Source organism: Streptomyces canarius, assembly GCF_014650735.1.
In the GTDB taxonomy this organism is placed as follows: Bacteria; Actinomycetota; Actinomycetes; order Streptomycetales; family Streptomycetaceae; genus Streptomyces; species Streptomyces olivaceoviridis.
Genome location: NZ_BMVN01000019.1, coordinates 144,243 through 161,368, shown reverse-complemented (window position 1 = coordinate 161,368; position 17,126 = coordinate 144,243). Strand labels below are relative to the sequence as shown.

At 73.2% G+C, this 17,126-nt stretch carries 16 protein-coding genes and 2 pseudogenes; 10 read left to right on the top strand and 8 right to left on the bottom strand.

The window, feature by feature from the left end; translation table 11 throughout:
- The 3 genes and pseudogenes from IE294_RS25945 to IE294_RS25935 all read left to right on the top strand — a co-directional run.
- A pseudogene (locus IE294_RS25945) lies at positions 1 to 319 on the top strand (hypothetical protein); the annotation flags it as partial.
- 130 nt (positions 320 to 449) lie between these two features.
- A complete protein-coding gene (locus tag IE294_RS25940; RefSeq protein WP_189889991.1) occupies positions 450 to 1,253 on the top strand; it encodes an MBL fold metallo-hydrolase in 804 nt (267 codons plus the stop codon).
- A gap of 370 nt (positions 1,254 to 1,623) precedes the next feature.
- Positions 1,624 to 2,271: a DedA family protein gene (locus tag IE294_RS25935; RefSeq protein WP_189890017.1), complete on the top strand. Its 648-nt coding sequence runs from the start codon at positions 1,624 to 1,626 to the stop codon at positions 2,269 to 2,271.
- Positions 2,272 to 2,375: 104 nt separating this feature from the next.
- Here the strand turns inward: IE294_RS25935 and IE294_RS25930 are convergent, their stop codons facing one another.
- Both IE294_RS25930 and IE294_RS25925 read right to left on the bottom strand, forming a co-directional pair.
- Entirely contained in the window at positions 2,376 to 3,125 is a 750-nt protein-coding gene (locus tag IE294_RS25930) for a DUF2625 family protein (RefSeq protein WP_268252811.1), read from the bottom strand.
- Positions 3,119 to 3,634 (bottom strand): hypothetical protein, encoded by a 516-nt coding sequence (locus IE294_RS25925; protein WP_229917344.1) that lies wholly within the window; start codon positions 3,632 to 3,634, stop codon positions 3,119 to 3,121. The genes IE294_RS25930 and IE294_RS25925 overlap by 7 nt, the downstream gene beginning before the upstream one ends.
- A 127-nt stretch (positions 3,635 to 3,761) precedes the next feature.
- Here IE294_RS25925 and IE294_RS25920 point away from each other — a divergent pair, with 127 nt between their 5' ends.
- A complete protein-coding gene (locus tag IE294_RS25920; protein ID WP_189889987.1) occupies positions 3,762 to 4,121 on the top strand; it encodes a DUF779 domain-containing protein in 360 nt (119 codons plus the stop codon).
- A 140-nt stretch (positions 4,122 to 4,261) separates the two neighbouring features.
- Positions 4,262 to 5,434 carry a phosphodiester glycosidase family protein gene (locus IE294_RS25915; protein WP_189890016.1) on the top strand — a complete coding sequence of 391 codons (1,173 nt, stop codon included), beginning with the start codon at positions 4,262 to 4,264 and terminating at the stop codon, positions 5,432 to 5,434.
- Between the two features lie 69 nt (positions 5,435 to 5,503).
- Here the strand turns inward: IE294_RS25915 and IE294_RS25910 are convergent, their stop codons facing one another.
- Both IE294_RS25910 and IE294_RS25905 read right to left on the bottom strand, forming a co-directional pair.
- Positions 5,504 to 5,698 carry a hypothetical protein gene (locus tag IE294_RS25910; protein ID WP_189817225.1) on the bottom strand — a complete coding sequence of 65 codons (195 nt, stop codon included), beginning with the start codon at positions 5,696 to 5,698 and terminating at the stop codon, positions 5,504 to 5,506.
- A 103-nt stretch (positions 5,699 to 5,801) separates the two neighbouring features.
- Complete coding sequence (locus tag IE294_RS25905; RefSeq protein WP_189889985.1) at positions 5,802 to 6,665, bottom strand: phosphatidylinositol-specific phospholipase C/glycerophosphodiester phosphodiesterase family protein; 864 nt, start codon at positions 6,663 to 6,665, stop codon at positions 5,802 to 5,804.
- Positions 6,666 to 6,893: 228 nt separating this feature from the next.
- Here IE294_RS25905 and IE294_RS25900 point away from each other — a divergent pair.
- Positions 6,894 to 8,541: pseudogene (locus tag IE294_RS25900) on the top strand (IS1182 family transposase).
- 61 nt (positions 8,542 to 8,602) lie between these two features.
- Here IE294_RS25900 and IE294_RS25895 read toward each other — a convergent pair.
- From IE294_RS25895 to IE294_RS25880, 4 genes are all read right to left on the bottom strand, one after another.
- The gene (locus IE294_RS25895) at positions 8,603 to 9,688 is read right to left on the bottom strand and encodes an acyl-CoA dehydrogenase family protein (protein ID WP_189889983.1); all 1,086 of its coding nucleotides are present in this window, start codon (positions 9,686 to 9,688) and stop codon (positions 8,603 to 8,605) included.
- Positions 9,685 to 10,866 carry an acyl-CoA dehydrogenase family protein gene (locus IE294_RS25890; protein WP_189889981.1) on the bottom strand — a complete coding sequence of 394 codons (1,182 nt, stop codon included), beginning with the start codon at positions 10,864 to 10,866 and terminating at the stop codon, positions 9,685 to 9,687. Before IE294_RS25890 ends, IE294_RS25895 begins: the two co-directional genes overlap by 4 nt.
- Positions 10,863 to 11,834: an NADPH:quinone oxidoreductase family protein gene (locus tag IE294_RS25885; RefSeq protein ID WP_189889979.1), complete on the bottom strand. Its 972-nt coding sequence runs from the start codon at positions 11,832 to 11,834 to the stop codon at positions 10,863 to 10,865. The genes IE294_RS25890 and IE294_RS25885 overlap by 4 nt, the downstream gene beginning before the upstream one ends.
- An 86-nt stretch (positions 11,835 to 11,920) precedes the next feature.
- Positions 11,921 to 12,493: a helix-turn-helix domain-containing protein gene (locus IE294_RS25880; protein WP_189889978.1), complete on the bottom strand. Its 573-nt coding sequence runs from the start codon at positions 12,491 to 12,493 to the stop codon at positions 11,921 to 11,923.
- A 65-nt stretch (positions 12,494 to 12,558) separates the two neighbouring features.
- Between IE294_RS25880 and IE294_RS25875 the strand changes: the two genes are divergently transcribed.
- The 4 genes from IE294_RS25875 to IE294_RS25860 all read left to right on the top strand — a co-directional run bounded on the left by IE294_RS25875 (position 12,559) and on the right by IE294_RS25860 (position 17,109).
- Positions 12,559 to 13,488, top strand: coding sequence for an NAD(P)/FAD-dependent oxidoreductase (locus IE294_RS25875; RefSeq protein WP_189889976.1), 930 nt, complete (start codon positions 12,559 to 12,561; stop codon positions 13,486 to 13,488).
- 116 nt (positions 13,489 to 13,604) lie between these two features.
- Complete coding sequence (locus IE294_RS25870; protein ID WP_189889974.1) at positions 13,605 to 15,143, top strand: ATP-dependent DNA ligase; 1,539 nt, start codon at positions 13,605 to 13,607, stop codon at positions 15,141 to 15,143.
- On the top strand, positions 15,140 to 15,613 hold the full coding sequence (locus IE294_RS25865) for an NUDIX hydrolase (protein ID WP_189889972.1): 474 nt from the start codon (positions 15,140 to 15,142) through the stop codon (positions 15,611 to 15,613). Before IE294_RS25870 ends, IE294_RS25865 begins: the two co-directional genes overlap by 4 nt.
- Positions 15,614 to 15,723: 110 nt before the next feature.
- Positions 15,724 to 17,109: an NADP-dependent succinic semialdehyde dehydrogenase gene (locus IE294_RS25860; RefSeq protein ID WP_189889970.1), complete on the top strand. Its 1,386-nt coding sequence runs from the start codon at positions 15,724 to 15,726 to the stop codon at positions 17,107 to 17,109.
- Positions 17,110 to 17,126: the final 17 nt, after the last annotated feature.

The following is a 17,126-nucleotide window of genomic DNA, read 5'->3' as shown; positions in this document are numbered from 1 at the left end:
ACGGCACCTTCTACGAACCGCAACCTGCCCCCACGGGTTGACGAAACCCATAGGGGCACCCCCCCGGCGGACCGCCCGTGAGCGCCGCTCCGAGACAGCGGCGGCGGACGGCCCGGAGGGGCTCACCGCCCCGCGGATCCCGGCCCCGGACGAACCGGCCCGCGCCCGGTGGCGGTCCGGCTTCACCGAGGGCTTCCTCACGCCGTCGCCGCGCGGGCTGCGGACCTTCCTTGCCCGGCCGAAGATCCGCCACCGCTGGGAGCGGACGACCGGCCGGCTGTTCATCGCCATCGGCATCGGCGTCTCCGCGGCCTCCTGAGACGGGGGGGCGCAGGCGTCCATGCCCGCGGCGCATGGACGCGTCTCCACAGGCATTTCCCCAGCCACCGGGACCTCGCTAGCGTGGATGGTGTGAACCGAACCACCAAGACCACTCTGCGAGGGCCGCGATGAGCACAGGGCTGTCCCGGCAGGAATGCGCGGTCACCGTGCTGGGCGGCCCCACGGCCGTCATCGACATCGGTGGCCTGCGGATCGTCAGCGATCCGACCTTCGACGAGGCGGGCCCCCAGGGGTACCTCACCAAGACCGCCGGGCCCGCCGCCGACGAGGACGCGGTGGGGCCGGTCGACCTCGTCCTGGTCAGCCATGAAGCCCACCCCGACAACCTCGACGGGCGGGGCCGCGCGTTCGCGAAGACAGCCCCGCTGGTGCTCACGGGGCCGCGCGCGGCGGAGCGGCTCGGCTCACCCGCCGTCGGCCTCTCCCCGTGGACCGGCCACCGCCTGCCCCGACCGGACGGCGGCGGCGATCTGACCGTGCTGGCCGTTCCCGCCGTCCACGGTCCCGAGGACGGCGAACGCGACGCGGACGGCAACGTCAACTGCGAGGTCATCGGGTTCGTGCTGTCCGGGCAGGGGCTCCCCACCGTGTACGTCAGCGGCGACAACGCCTCGATCCGCACGGTCGCGGAGATCTCCCGCCGGGTGCCCGGCATCGACGCGGCCGTCCTGCACGCGGGAGCGGCACGCGTGCCGGCGAAGTTCGACGGGCGGCCCCTGTCCCTGGACAGCCGCCGGGCCGCCGCCGCTGCCGCCGTCCTGGGCGCGGAGGTCGTCGTACCGACCCACTACGACGGCTGGGCCCACTTCTCCGAAGGGCTGCCCGAGATCGAACTGGCCTTCCACGAGGCCGGCCTGTCCTCCCTGCTGCGGGTCGCGCCCCACGGCACGTGGGTGCCGCTGACCCGCTGACCCCCTCGTTCGGACAGCGATCACCGACGTGGCGCACCGGGCGCTCGTGGACGCGCTGGACATACCCGAGCGGGACAGGTTCCAGATCATCACGGAGCACGACACCGACCACCTCGTCGTCCTCGACGCCGACCACCTCGTCGTCCTCGACGCCGACCACCTCGTCCCCCTCGACGCCGGCCTCGGCTTCGAGCGGACCGATGGCCTGGTGGTGATCCATATCCTCACCCGGTCGGAACGCTCCGATTGCGGACACCGCTCCGAGGCCGGCGCGTCCGGCTGCTCTCCGCGACCGGCGCGCACACGTGCGCCGGGCACGCGATGCTGGGGAGCGGACAGGGGCCCCCGAGGAGGCCAGGAGGCGCGGCCGGTGATCGCCGTCAACCCGATGGACAGCGCCTCGGTGCTGGCCGCCTTCGGAGCGCTGGGCGTCCTGGCCGTGGTCTTCGCCGAGTCGGGTCTGCTGGTCGTCGGCTTCTTCCTGCCCGGTGACACGGTGCTGTTCCCGGCCGGTGTGCTGTGCGCGGGCAGTGCCCAGCAGCAGCCGCGGCTGGCGCTGTGGCAGGTGCTGGTGTGCGCCGCGATCGGGGCGGTGGTGGGCGGCCAGGTGGGGTATCTGATCGGACGGCACGGCGGCCGGGCCCTGCTGGCGCGCACGCGAAGCGGGCGGGTGAAGGGCGCGGCGGCGCGGGCGGAGCGGCTGCTGGCGCGCTACGGCCACGGCAAGGCGCTGGTGATCGGCCGGTTCGTGCCGCTGCTGCGAACGGTCCTGCACCCGGTGGCCGGTGCCCTGGATGTGCCGGCGCGGACCTTCACCCTCTGGCAGGCGGTGGGCGGTGTGCTGTGGTCGCAGACGCTGGTGCTCGCCGGGTACACCCTGGGCGCCTCCGTCCCCCACATCGACGACTATCTGCTGCTGCTGGTCGCCGTGGTCATCGTCCTGTCGCTGCTCCCGCTGCTGCCGGAGGCCCGCCGCGCCCACCGCGCCCGCCGGGACCGCCGCGACTCCACACGCTGAACGCGCCACGGCTCACCCGTCGGCTGTCCGCACCGGCCCCGGGACCGCCGTCCTGGGCGGCACGGGCCCGGCCCTGCCGACGGGCCCGCGGGCGTGCGGCGGCGTCACGACTCGCCCAGGAACCGCGGATCCGCCGGGCCCAGTCGGCGGGCGAAGTCGGCGGACACGCCGACGACTTCGCGGAGCGCCACGGCCCGTCTGCCGGTGGCGGCCAGGTCCTCGTGCGCCTCCTCGGACCACAGGAACGGGACGACACTGATGCCCTGGGTCAGCTCCAGGGACGCCGCCTCCTCCCGCCAGCCCTGCCGGCGCAGCCCCGCGTAGAACCTCTCCGGCCCACCGCCCAGCAGCCAGCCGATCCACGCCGAGTGGCCCACGTCCAGCGCCTCCCACTCCAGGGTGTCGGGCGCGAAGTAGGTCGTCTGCCCCGGATCGCCGGGCCGGCCGCTCCCCGCCGGGTCGTGGCCGTTGAGGCAGAAGACACCGCCGAGCACGTCAGGGCCGACGACGAGCCCGGCCGCCGGGTGCCAGTGGGGGTCCGGCTCCTCGGGGAATCCGTTGACCCGGCCGAGGCTCGGCAGCCCGCCGTCGGCTCCGCCCGCGCCGTACACCCGCAGCCAGCCGTCGTCCAGGACCAGCCCGCCGCGGTGCAGGGTCAGCACACCGAGCACCGACCTCGCCGTCACCTGCAACTGGAGAAGGCAGCGGCGGCCCTCGTCGGGGTCGGCGGGCAGCACGCGGACGGGTACGGCACTGGCCCTGGCCCCCCTTTGCCGTCCCTGGCGCCTTCGCGGTGACTGCCGCCCCGGCGTTCCAAGCCGCCCCAGTGCCCCCGCCCCTTGCCGCCCTAGCACCCCCGCCCCTCACCCCCCTCACGCCCCCTGCCGTCCTTACGGCGCTTCCGGTTCGGTCGGTGAGGTCGGTGCACCGTGTCCAGCTCTCCCACCGCCGCGCGCACATGGGCCGGATCGCCGGGCCGGCCGCCGCCGGCGCAGCTCCAGACCGGGCGGCCGGACTCCTCCCGCATGTGCATCCCGAGGCCGTGGAGCGTGCAGACCGGCCACGCCTGCCACAGGCACCCCGTGATCGTGTCCTGGGCGGCCTCGGCGACGGTCCACAGCGCCTGGTGGGCGGAGCCGGACGGCCCGAGGGAGTTGCCGTGCGCGTTGCCGTCGGCCAGTGCGACGTAGACCTGTTCGTCCTCGTGTGCGTCCGCCGGGTACGCGATGAGGCACAGCGGGCGCTGCCCGGGCAGGGTCGCCGCGAGGTCGCGGTTGACCGTCGCCAGTGCCTCGTCCCACAGCGGGTGTTCACCGGCGGGGACGAAGCGCGGCTCGGGCGGTCTCAGGGAGGAGGGGCGCATGCGTCCCATGGTCCCAACTCTCCCCGCAAACAAGAACGGCGGGGCCACGAGGCGTTCTGGACGGGTTCGTGACCATGCGTGAGACTGGAGCCGACGATCCGACGCCCCCGCTGTCCAGGACGGTGACATGGAAGAGGAGATCCCGCGCGTCGCGCTGACCCCGCAGGCCGCGGAGCTGGTGCGCCGTCTGCGCGCCGAGCACGGCCCGCTGATGTTCCACCAGTCCGGCGGCTGCTGTGACGGCAGCGCCCCGATGTGCTACCCGGACGGCGAGTTCCGTACCGGCGGCTCGGACGTGCTGCTGGCCGAACTGGCGGTGGACGGCGTGCCGGAGCCCGTCACGTTCTGGATGTCGCGGAGCCAGTACCAGGCATGGAGCCACACCCGGCTGATCGTGGACGTCGTGCCGGGACGAGGCAGCGGCTTCTCCCTGGAGGCACCCGAGGGGGTGCGTTTTCTCACCCGTTCTCGCGTCGTCGACGCCTAGTCGGCCCGCCGGCCGCCCGAGTCTGCTGCACTTCCCCTGCACTGAGGACAGTTGACGAGACATCAGGGGGCACGGTGACGAGACCTCGCAGGCGTTCGGCGGCGGGCAGAGCGGTTCTCACGGTTGTCACGGCGTTGGGTGTGCTGGCCGGTGCGGCCCTGACGGGGGCGGCACCGGCCGGTGCCGCGCCGGCGGGCAGGCGGCTGGCGCCTGGCGTCACCTACCGGCAGTTCGACATCGACGGGGCGGCGGGGAAGGCCCGCGCGCACCTGCTCACGGTGGACCTGGCCAACCCGCACGTCCACGTCGACCTGCTGTACCCGGGCGCGGTGGCGGCGCGGGCGACCGTCTCCCGGCTGGCGGACTCCGCCGGCGCGGTCGCCGGGGTGAACGGCGACTTCTTCAACATCACCGAGACGCAACACCCGGGCGTGCAGGCCACGGGCGCGGCCGTCGGACCGGCCGTGGCCGACGGGCGGGTGCTCAAGGCGGCGGTGCCCAAGGGGCAGCGGTTCGGACCCGCGCTGCCCGCGGGCACGACCACCCGGGACGTGTTCGGCGTGGGCACCGACCGGCGGGCCCGGCTGGACCGCCTCTCCCTCTCCGGCTCGGTCGGCACACCGCAGGGGCGGTTGCCGCTGAAGGGCCTCAACCAGTACGCGCTGCCGGTGGATTCGGTCGGCGCCTTCACCGCGCGCTGGGGCAGCGCCTCCCGGGCTCGGGCCGTGTGCGGCACGGACACCCGGCGCGCGGCGCCGTGCAGCGACGACACGTACGAGGTGAAGGTCCGCGGGGGCCGGGTGGTCTCCGCGACCGCCGCCCCGGGCAGCGGCTCGATCCCGGCGGACACCACGGTCCTGCTGGGGCGCGAGGAGGGCGCGCGGCGGCTGCGCGAGCTGTCGGTCGGTGACCCGGTGGACGTGACGCACACGTTGGTGGCGGCCTCGTCCGGGGTGCCGTACACGTTCGCGATCGGCGGCTTCCCGGTCCTGCGCGACGGCAGCCCGCTGTCCGGACTGGACGACAGCACCTCGGCGGTACGGACGGTCGTCGGGTACAAGGGCGGCGGACAGCAGATGCTGCTGCTGGCGCTGGACGGCGCGGCGAAGTACCGCAGCGGGCTGACCGTCGCCGAGGAGGCGAAGACCATGCGCTCGCTGGGAGCCACGGCCGCCTTCAACCTCGACGGCGGCGGCTCGACGGAGTTGGTCGCCCGCGACACGGACGCCACCGCCGTGACGGTGCGCAATCACCCCAGCGGCGGCGCCGAACGCCCGGTGCCCAACGGCATCGGCGTCTTCTCCACCGGCTGAGCCGGTGAACGGCTGACGCCGGCACTCCACCGACTGAGGCTGCTACCCCACCGGCTGAAGCCCGGCGGCTCAGGGCCGCAGGCCGCTCACCAGGTCGGCGGTCGCGGTGAGCCCGCTCTGGATGGTGGGCGCCAGCCTCGTGCAGGCCAGGTAGAAGCCGAGCAGCAGACAGACCAGGGCGTGGGAGATCTTCAACGAGCAGTTTCGGATGAAGATCACGGCCAGGACCAGAAGCAGCAGCACCACAGAGATGGAAATGACCATCGGGAACCCTCCTCCGCCACGCCCCGTGTGCGGCGTTCGGCCGCAAGTGTGGCGTAGCGGAGGGTTTGTCCGGGCTGCTGACGTGTCCTCCGATCGTGTGGTGTTACGCGGAGGGGTGGGCGTCGAGGAAGGCCTCCAGGCCGGCGAGGTCGTCGGTGTTGAGGTAGTCGACCCCGGCGGCGAGCAGTTCCGACCACAGTGCGTCCCGGGCGGGGCCCGCGGTGTCGGGGGTGGCCCAGAACCGGACCTGCTGCCCGCGCGCGTGGGCGGCGCCGGTGATGCTCCGCAGTCTCTGCCGCTCGGCGTCCGGGAACGTCCCGGTGCCCGTCCAGGTGAAGTTCTGCGTCCAGTTGTCGCTGATCAGCGAGATGAGGGAGGCCGGGGCGGGGCCGCCGAGGTCGGCGAGGCGGCCGTCGTAGAAGGCGCGGCGCTCGGTCTGCGCCTCCATCGGGGCACGGGCCGCCCGGTCGCCGGAGATGACCGCGGTGACCGGGCCGGGGTGGACACGGCCGTGCGCGTGGCGGGTGAACAGGCGCGGGTAGCGGCGCAGGTGGCGGTCGAGTTCGAGGTACGTGGCGGAGCCCTCGGTCTTGATGTCGATGAGGAGCTGGAGCGGCCGGCGCGAACCCCGGTGGACGGTGCCGTGGTTGGCCCTGACCCGGGCGGCGAGCGGTTCCAGGTAGAGGGATTCGAGGGTGCGGGACGGGTCGAGGTCGGATGCCTCGTGGCCGACGAGGAGCTGGTCGCCGACGAGGAAGATGTCGGCTTCCACGCTGCCGAACCGGTGGTCGAGGGCGTCGAACAGGGGCCGCGGGTGTTCGTAGTCGTTGTGGGCGTGGGCGTGCCACAGCGGGCGCGGGCGACGCGTCCGCTCGACGGCCGGTGCGGGGCCGGCGGGCAGGGCGAGCGTGCCCGCGAGGGCGGCGCCGAGGGTGGTGAGGGCTCTGCGGCGGGTGGTGAGGGCCATGCACTGCCTCCCTGGGGGTGATGGGGACCGGGGAGAGTATGCGTGCACTTGCCGGCGAAGGGGCCACCTCTCACGGGGAGTTGGCGCTCTGTTCACTTCGCCGGTGCGCGGACACGAGAAAGCCCGCCCCGGGTGGACACTGTTGGTAAATCGAGTGTGGGCGTGACGACGGCCTGCATGACCCCGTTGGGGTTGTGCAGGCCGTCGTCGTGTTGAGGGGTGGGTTCGGTGTCGCTGCATGGCGTGGATCTGGCGGAGATCCCGGAGGAGACCGCTCGGCTGGCGCGTGTGGTGTTCCCGAAGGGATGCCCGGTGATGCGTGTGCGGGATGTTCTCGGTCCGGTGTTCTCGGACGCTGATTTCGAGGAACTGTTCCCGGCCAGGGGGCGGCCGGTGGTGTCTCCGGCCCGGCTCGCGCTGGTGTCGGTGTTGCAGTTCGCCGAGGGGCTGACCGACCGGCAGGCCGCGCACGCGGTCCGCTCGCGTCTGGACTGGAAGTACGCCCTTTCACTGGAGTTGGCCGACACCGGATTCGACTTCTCGGTGCTCAGCGAGTTCCGTGCCCGGCTGGTCGGCGGCGAGGCCGGCCAGACAGTGTTCGACGCGGTACTCCGGGCGGCCGGCGAGGCAGGGCTGGTCAAGGCGGGCAAGCGGCAGCGCACGGACGCTACCCACGTGCTGGCCGCGACACGGGACCTGAACCGGCTGGAGTTCGTGGTCGAGACCCTGCGCGCGGCACTGAACCAGGTGGCGGCGGAGGCCGGGGACTGGCTGGTGACGGTGTCACCGCCGGAGTGGTTCGACCGCTACTCGGCCAGGCCGGAGGACAGCCGCTTCGCGTCCCGGTGGGCCGCCCGAGTCGAACACGCCGACCAGTGCGGGACCGACGGCATGACGCTGCTGGAGGCCGTCTGGTCGGCCGCGTCACCGCCCTCGTTGCGAAGCCTGCCCGCAGTGGAGTTCCTGCGGCAGACCTGGGTGCAGCAGTACCACCACGTCGAGGGCACCGTGCGCTGGCGCGGGACGAAGAACCTTCCACCCGGTCTGATCCGCTTACGGACCCCCTATGAGCCCGAGGCCCGCACTGGTTCGAAACGGGAACTGGGCTGGTCCGGTTACAAAGTCCACCTCAGCGAGACCTGCGAGCCCGACGCCCCGCATCTGATCACCCACATTCGCACCACGCCAGCGCCCGTCGACGACGTCCTCGTCCTGGAGGACATCCACACCGCCCTGGCCGAACGGGGCCTGATGCCAGACGAGCACCTGGTGGACGCCGGATACATCGACGCCGAACAGATCCACCAGGCCCGCCGCGATCACGGCATCGAGCTGGTCGGCCCGGTCCAATCCAACACCGTGAAGGGACAGGCGACCGGCGACATCTTCGACAACACCCCGCTTCACCATCGAGTGGGACCAGCGTCAGGCCGTCTGCCCCGGCGGACAGACCAGTGTTGTTTGGCGGGAATCCCAGAGCCAGTTCGACGCCCCGGTCACCCGGGTCCGGTTCGCCGCCCGGCACTGCGACCCCTGTGAGTTGCGGACCTCGTGCACCAGCTCCAGGACCGGCCGCAACCTGACTCTGAGACCGAAGACCGAGCACGACATCCTTCAGCAAGCCCGTATCGAGCAGGACACTGACCAGTGGCGCCGCCGTTACGGACACCGAGCCGGCGTCGAGGGCACCATCGCACAGGGCGTCCAGGCGTTCGGCCTGCGCAGATCCCGCTACCGCGGCCTCGCCAAAACCCGGTTGCAGCACCACTTCACCGGCGCCGCCGTCAACCTCGCCCGCATCGATGCCTGGCTCGCCGGCAGACCACTCGCCAAGACCCGCGTTTCACCCTTCGCAGCACTCCGCCCCGCTGAATGAGATCCAGCGGGGCGGAATAAACCAACAGCGTCCGGGTGGGGCGGGCTTCACCGTGGGGGTGTCAGGGTGCCGGGAGGGGTGCCCGGAGGTCGACCAGCGCGGCCAGCGCCTCCCGGTGGGCGCCCGCCGTGCCGTACGCGATCGAGTCCGCCTTGGCCCGCTTGAGATACAGGTGGACCGGGTGCTCCCAGGTCATCCCGATCCCGCCGTGGAGCTGCAACGCCTCCTCGGTGACACGGACGGCGACGGGCGCCGCGTACGCCTGCGCGACGGCGACCCGGATCTCCAGGTCCTCGCCGGTGGCGAGCGCGTCGGCGGCGGCGCGGGCGGCGGCCCGCAGGTGCACGACCTCCAGCCACAGCTGGGCGAGCCGGTGCTTGAGCGCCTGGAACCCGCCGACCGGGCGGTTGAACTGCTTGCGCTCCTTCAGGTACCGGACGGCCTCCGTCAACGCCCAGTCGGCCACGCCCAGTTGCTCGGAGACGAGCAGTCCGGCGGCGGCGCGCAGGGCACGGCGTACGGCGGGTTCGGCGGCGCCGACCCGGCGGCCGGGAGCACCCTCCAGCCGTATGCCCGCGAGGGGGCGGGTCAGGTCCAGGGAGACCTGCGGGGTGACCGTCACGGCGTCGGCGGCGACGGCGTACAGGCCGCCGTCGTCGGCCGGGACGAGCAGGACGTCGGCGACGGCCGCGTCCGCGATCCCCGTCAGCTCGCCGTGCAGGGTGCCGTTCTCCACGCGTACGGTCGTGAGGCCGGCGCCCGGGGCCGTGTGCAGGCCGACCGCGAGGGCGCCGATGGTGCGCCCCGAGGCCAGTTGTCCCAGCAGCTCGGTGTCGTCGCAGGCGAGCAGGGCCTCGGTGGCCACGACCGCGCTGGTGAGGTACGGCACGGGAGCCACCGCCCGCCCCAGCTCCTCCAGTACGACGGCGGCTTCGCGCGCGGAGGCGCCCTGGCCGCCGCGCTCCTCGGGCACCAGAAGCCCGGCCAGGCCCATGCCGTCGGCGAGCAGCTTCCACAGGGCGCGGTCGTGCGGGGTGTCCGACTCGGCACGGGTGATCACGTCGGCCGGTGCGCAGTGGTCCGTGAGCAGGTCGCGGACGGCGGCCCGCAGCGCCTCTTCCTCCTCGGAGTACAGCAGGTCGGTCATCGGGCGAGGTCCTTCCAGGCGACGTCCTTGTCGGTGCGCGGCTCGGCGGGCAGGCCCAGGACGCGCTCGGCGACGATGTTCAGCAGGACCTCGCTGGTCCCGCCCTCGATGCTGTTGCCCTTGGAGCGCAGGTAGCGGTAGCCGGCGTCCCGGCCGGTGAAGTCGACCAGCTCGGGGCGGCGCATGGTCCAGTCGTCGTACAGCAGGCCCTCCTCCCCGCGGAGTTCGACCTCCAGGCCGCTGATCTCCTGGTTGAGGCGGGCGAAGGCGAGCTTCATGCCGGAGCCCTCGGGGCCGGGCTGGCCGGCGACGAGCTGCTGGCGCAGGCGTTCACCGGTGAACCGGGCGACCTCGGCCTCGACCCACAGCTTCAGCAGGCGCTGGTGCAGGTCGTGGGTGCGCAGTTCGGGGCGTTCCCGCCAGGTCTTCGCGACGGGGCCGATCATGCCGCCCTCGCGGGGCAGGGCCATGCCGCCGATGGCGACGCGTTCGTTGTTCAGCGTGGTCTGGGCGACCCGCCAGCCGTCGCCGATCTCGCCGAGGCGGCGGTCGTCGGGGATGCGGACGTCGGTGAGGAAGACCTCGTTGAACTCGGCCTCGCCGGTGATCTGGCGCAGCGGCCGGACCTCGACGCCCGGGTCGGTCATGTCGCAGACGAAGTAGGTGATGCCCTGATGCTTGGGCACGTCCGGGTCGGTGCGGGCGATGAGGATGGCCCAGCGGGCCAGGTGCGCACTCGACGTCCACACCTTCTGCCCGTTGACCACCCAGCTGTCGCCCTCACGCACCGCCCGGGTGCCGAGCGCGGCGAGGTCGGAGCCGGCGCCGGGCTCGCTGAAGAGCTGGCACCAGACCTCCTCGCCGGTCCACAGGGGGCGCAGATAGCGGCGCTTCTGCTCCTCCGTGCCGTACTTCAGGATCGTCGGCGCGGCCATGCCGAGCCCGATGCCGATGCGCCGGGGGTCGTTGTCGGGGGCGCCGACCACCGCCAGCTCGGCGTCCACGACCCCCTGGAGGGTGCGCGGGGCGCCGAGTCCCCCGAGGCCCTCCGGGTAGTGCACCCAGGCGAGGCCGGCGTCGAAGCGGGCCCGGAGGAAGTCCAGGCGGTCGGTGCTCGCGGGCGGGTGCTGCGCGAGCAGCTCCCGGGTACGGCGGCGCAGTTCTGCGGCGTCGGTCATGCGACGGCTCCGTTCTCCAGCACGACGGCGATCCGGCCCGTGGTCACCCCGTCGGCGACCCGCTGCACGGCACCGGCCGCCTCGGCGAGCGGCACCCGCTCGCTGACCAGCGGCTTGATCGCGCCCCGGGCGGCCAGCTCGGTCAGTTCCTCGTGGCAGCGCTGGACCAGCTTCGGGTTCTTGGTGTTGTACAGGCCCCAGTGCAGGCCGACGATCGAGTAGTTCTTCACCAGGGCGTGGTTGAGGGCCGGGCTCGGGATGGTGCCGCCGGCGAAGCCGACGACGACGATCCGGCCCTCGAAGGCGACCAGTTTGGCGGACTGGGCGTAGGCCTCGCCGCCGACGGGGTCGTAGACGACGTCGGCGCCCCGGCCGCCGGTGGCCTCCTTCACGGCGGCGACGACGTCCTCGGAACGCCGGTCGACCACCACGTCACAGCCCAGCCGCCGGGCGACGGCGGCCTTGTCCGCGCCGCCCACGACACCGATCACCGTGGCGCCGGCCGCCTTGCCGAGCTGCACGGCGGCGCTGCCCACGCCCCCGGCGGCGGCGTGCACCAGCAGGGTCTCCCCGGCTTCCAGGCGGGCGCGGCGGTGCAGGCCGAACCAGCCGGTCTGGTAGCCGATGTGCAGGGCGGCCGCCTCGGCGTCGTCCAGCGAATCGGGCGCGGGCAGCAGGGCGCGGGCGTCGGCGAGGGCGTACTCGGCGAAGCCGCCGTGGGGCAGCGCGGGGTTGGCGATCACCCGGCGGCCGTCCTCGGTCTCGCCGCAGATCTCCACGCCGGGCGTGAAGGGCAGCGGCGGACGCACCTGGTACTGGCCGCGGCACAGCAGCGCGTCCGGGAAGTTGACGTTGGCGGCGCGCACCCGCAGCAGCACCTGGCCCTCGCCGGGCGTGGGCCGCTCGACGTCATGGAGGCGCATCACCTCGCTCGGCTCGCCGTTCTCGTGCACTTGCCATGCCTGCATGCGGGGCCTCCACGGGACTGCTTCGTCTGACCGGGTCCGACCGCATACTAAGCGGTCGCTTGCCGATCAGGGAACAGTCGCGTAGGTCACGTGCGGGCGGGCCGCGCCCGTACGTGCATCCGCTCCCCCTGCGGTCCGAACAGGCTCAGGAACTCCACCGGCCCCTCCCCCGTCGACCCGAACCAGTGCGGCACCCGCGTGTCGAACTCGGCCGCCTCGCCCGCGGACAGCACGACGTCGTGCTCCCCGAGGACCAGGCGGAGCCGGCCGGAGAGGACGTAGAGCCACTCGTAGCCCTCGTGGGTCCGTGGGTCGGGATCCTGCCTGCGCTGGGGTTCGAGCACCTTGAAGGCCTGTAGGCCGCCGGGCTGGCGGGTCAGCGGCCAGTGGGTGCGCCCGCCCCGGACGATCGGCTTGGACCGCACCCGCGGGTCCCCCACCGGCGGCGCCCCGACCAACTCGTCCAGCGGCACCTGGTGCGCCTGGGCGATCGGCAGCAGCAGTTCGAGGCTGGGCTTGCGCAGGCCCGACTCCAGCCGGGAGAGGGTGCTCACGGAGATGCCGGTGGCCTCGGACAGCGCGGCCAGGGTCACCTCCCGCTCCTTGCGGATGCGGCGCAGCCTCGGGCCCACGTCCGCCAGTACGTCGTCTGTGCTCATGGCCCCTATTGCAGGAACGGCAAATCCGTTTGTCAATCCCGCGGCCCCCGGGCGACCGTCGCCCCATGACCGAGAACAACGGGTACGAAGTCGTCGTCGTCGGCGCCGGAGCCGCCGGCCTGTCCGCCGCGCTGGTGCTGGGCCGGTCCCGGCGCCGCACGCTAGTCGTCGACGCGGGCGAGCCGCGCAACGCGCCGTCCGCGCACATGCAGGGATATCTGTCCCGGGACGGCATGTCCCCGGCGGAGTTCCTGGCCGTCGGGCGCGAGGAGATCGCCCGGTACGGGGTGGAACTGGTCCGGGACCGGGTGGTGGACGTGGCCCGGGAGGGGGACTTCGCCGCCGTCCTCGCGAGCGGCCGGACCGTGCGGGCCCGGCACCTGGTGATCGCGACCGGCCTGACGGACGAGCTGCCGCCGGTCCCCGGGCTCGCCGAGCGGTTCGGCCGGGACGTGGTCCACTGCCCGTACTGCCACGGCTGGGAGGTACGCGACCTGCCGACCGGCGTCCTCGCCACCTCACCGCTCAGCGTGCACCAGGCGCTCATGGTCACCCAGTGGTCCAAGGACGTCCGGCTCTTCCTGCACGAGGTGGGCGAGGCGGAGCTGACGGACCAGGACCTGCGCCGGCTGGCCACCGCCGGGGTCACGGTCGTACCCGGCGAGGTGGCCGGACTCGTGACCGCCGGCGACCGCCTCACCGGCGTCCGGCTCGCGGACGGCACGGTCCACGAGCGCGAGGTCCTGTACGCCGCCCCGCGCGCCGTCCCCCACAACGACCTGCTGATCAGGCTGGGCGCCGAGCTGCGCGAGACCCCGTTCGGCAGCTACCCGGTGATCGACGAACGGGGCCTGACCACCGTGCCCGGCCTGTGGGCGGCCGGCAACGCGAGCGGCTTCGCGGAACAGGTGATCAACGCGGCGAGCCGTGGCTACCGCGCCGGGGCGGCGATCAACGGAGAACTCCTGATGGCCGACCTCGACGACGCCTCGTAAGGGGTGCGGGGCCGCGTCCGATGGACGGCTACCGCCGCGCGGGCGCGATCAGCCCCCGGGCCGCCCGCACGGAACGGAACCGCGCACCCGGCGATGCGCTGAGGCACGATGACTGCATGCTGCTGACCCGGTTGGCCCAGGTGTCCCGGGAGGTCGCCGCGACAGCGGCGCGGTCCCGGAAGATCGCGCTGCTCGCGGAGTTGTTCCGGGACGCGGAGGCGGACGACGTGCCGATCGTCATCCCGTATCTCGCCGGCCGGCTGCCGCAGGGCCGGCTCGGCGTCGGCTGGAAGGTGCTGGGCCGCCCGGTCCCGCCCGCCGCCGAGCCCTCCCTCACCGTGCGGGAGGTCGATGCCCGGCTCACCGGGCTGGGCAAGGTGTCCGGGCCCGGCTCCCAGGCCGAGCGGACGCGGATCGTCGGGGAGCTGATGGGCGCGGCCACCGAGGAGGAGCAGCGCTTCCTGCTCGGCCTGCTCACCGGCGAGGTGCGGCAGGGCGCGCTGGACGCGGTCGCGGTGGAGGGGCTGGCCCGGGCGACCGGCGCGGATCCGGCGGACGTGCGGCGGGCCGTGATGCTGGCGGGGTCGTTGCAGACGGTGGCGCGGGCCCTGCTCGGCGAGGGACCCGGATCGCTCGACCGCTTCCGGCTCACGGTCGGCCGGCCGGTGCTGCCGATGCTGGCGCACAGCGCGTCCTCGGTCGCGGAGGCGGTCGAGAAGCTGGGCGCGTGCGCGGTGGAGGAGAAGCTGGACGGCATCCGGGTCCAGGTCCACCGGGACGGCGACACGGTCCGGATCCACACCCGCACCCTGGACGACATCACCGGCCGGCTGCCCGAAGTGACCTCCGCAGCACTGGAGTTGAGGGGCAAGCGGTTCATCCTGGACGGCGAGGTGATCTCCTTCGACGCGGCGGGCCGGCCCCGGTCCTTCCAGGAGACGGCGGGCCGGGTCGGCTCGCGCACGGACGTGGCGAGGGCAGCCGAGGAGACCCCGGTCTCCCCCGTCTTCTTCGACGCCCTCTCGGTCGACGGCCGTGACCTGCTCGACCTGCCCTTCGCCGAGCGGCACGCGGAGCTGGCCCGGCTGGTGCCGGAGCCGATGCGGGTCCGGCGCACGGTGGCCTCGGGCCCCCGGGACGTCCCGGAGGCGGAACGGTTCCTCGCCGACACCCTGGCCCGTGGCCACGAGGGCGTGGTGGTCAAGGCGCTCGACGCGCCCTACAGCGCGGGCCGGCGCGGCGCCGCCTGGCTGAAGGTCAAGCCCGTGCACACCCTCGACCTGGTGGTGCTGGCCGCCGAGTGGGGTCATGGCCGGCGCACCGGCAGGCTCTCCAACCTCCACCTCGGCGCCCGCACCCCGGACGGCGGCTTCGCCATGCTCGGCAAGACCTTCAAGGGCATGACCGACGCGATGCTCGCCTGGCAGACCGAACGGCTGAAGGAACTGGCGGTCGAGGACGACGGCTGGGTGGTCCGGGTCCGCCCCGAACTCGTGGTGGAGATCGCCTACGACGGTCTCCAGCGCTCCACCCGCTACCCGGCGGGTGTCACCCTCCGCTTCGCCCGCGTGGTCCGCTACCGCGAGGACAAGCGTCCCGAGGAGGCCGATACCGTGGAGGCCCTGTTGGCAGCCCACCCGGAGGTCTCGCCGTGACGGTACGGACGACGAAGCGCAGCGCGGGACTGCTGTTGTTCCGGCACACCGACCAAGGGCTGGAGGTATTGCTCGGCCATATGGGCGGGCCGCTCTGGGCGAAGAAGGACGCGGGCGCCTGGACCGTGCCGAAGGGCGAGTACGACCCGGCGGAGCCGGCCTGGGAGGCGGCCCGGCGGGAGTTCCGGGAGGAACTGGGGGTGGCGCCGCCCGACGGGGAGGCCGTACCGCTGGGCGAGGTCGTGCAGCGCAACGGCAAGATCGTCACGGCGTGGGCGGTGGCGGCGGACCTCGACCCGCGGGCGATCACCCCGGGGACCTTCACGATGGAGTGGCCGCCGCGGTCGGGGCGGACGCAGGAGTTCCCGGAGCTGGACCGGGTGGCGTGGTTCGGTGTGGACCGGGCCCGTGAGGTGATCGTCACGGCGCAGGCCGCGTTTCTCGACCGGCTGGCGGAGCACTCGGGCTAGCAGGAGCCCCTGCGGCGACCGGAGGAAACCGCGCCCGAGGGCCTGTCGCGTTGCGACGTGCGGGGCCGCGCGCGAAGGTCGAGACAAGCCCGCTCCCAGGGAGGTCAGCCATGCCCATCGCGACGGTGAACCCGGCGAACGGCGAGACGCTCAAGACGTACGAACCCATGGACGAGGACGAGCTGGAGCGCCGGCTCGAACTCGCCGAGGCCACCTTCCGCACGTACCGGACGACCTCCTTCGCCGACCGCGCCCGACTGCTGAACAAGGCCGCCGACCTGCTGGACGAGGACCAGCGGGAGATCGGCCGGATCATGACCACCGAGATGGGCAAGCCGGTCAGGCAGGCCCGCGCGGAGGCCGCGAAGTGCGCCAAGGCGATGCGCTGGTACGCGGAACGCGCCGAGGGGCTGCTGGCCGACGAGGAACCGGCCGAGTCGGACGTGACGGACTCCGGCGCCTCCCGGGTCCGGGTCCGCTACCGGCCGCTCGGCCCGGTGCTCGCGGTGATGCCCTGGAACTTCCCCCTGTGGCAGGTCGTCCGCTTCGCGGCACCCGCGCTCATGGCGGGCAACGTGGGCCTGCTCAAGCACGCCTCCAACGTCCCGCAGACGGCTCTGTACCTGGAGGACCTGTTCCACCGGGCGGGCTTCCCCGAGGGCTGCTTCCAGACGCTGCTGATCGGCTCGGCCGCGGTGGACGACGTCCTGCGTGACGAGCGCGTGAAGGCGGCCACCCTGACCGGCAGCGAGCCGGCCGGCCGGGCGGTCGCCTCCAGCGCCGGGGAGATGATCAAGAAGACGGTGCTGGAGCTCGGCGGCAGCGACCCCTACGTCGTGATGCCCTCCGCCGACCTGGACCGCGCGGCCGAGGTCGCGGTGACCGCCCGCGTGCAGAACAACGGGCAGTCCTGCATCGCCGCCAAGCGGTTCATCGTGCACACCGACGTCTACGACGCGTTCGCCGAGAAGTTCGTCGCGGGCATGAAGGCCCTCAGGATCGGCGACCCGCTGGCCGAGGACACCGAGATCGGGCCGCTCGCCAGCGAGCAGGGCAGGAAGGACCTGGAGGAGCTCGTCGACGACGCCCGGCGGAGCGGGGCCGAGGTGCGGTGCGGCGGGCAGCGGCCGGACGGGCCCGGCTGGTACTACCCGCCGACCGTGCTCACCGGCATCACCCGGGAGATGCGCATCCACCGCGAGGAGGCGTTCGGACCGGTGGCCACGCTGTACCGGGCGGGCGACCTGGACGAGGCGGTGCTGATCGCCAACGACTCTCCGTTCGGGCTGAGTTCGAACGTGTGGACGCGGGACGAGAACGAGGTGGAGCGGTTCGCGCGCGACCTGGAGGCCGGCGCCGTGTTCGTCAACGGGATGACCGCCTCCCACCCGGCGTTCCCGTTCGGTGGAGTGAAGCGGTCGGGGTACGGGCGTGAGCTGTCCGGGCACGGAATCCGGGAGTTCTGCAACATCACCACGGTTTGGCAGGGTGCGTGAGCGCCGCGCGGCTACCA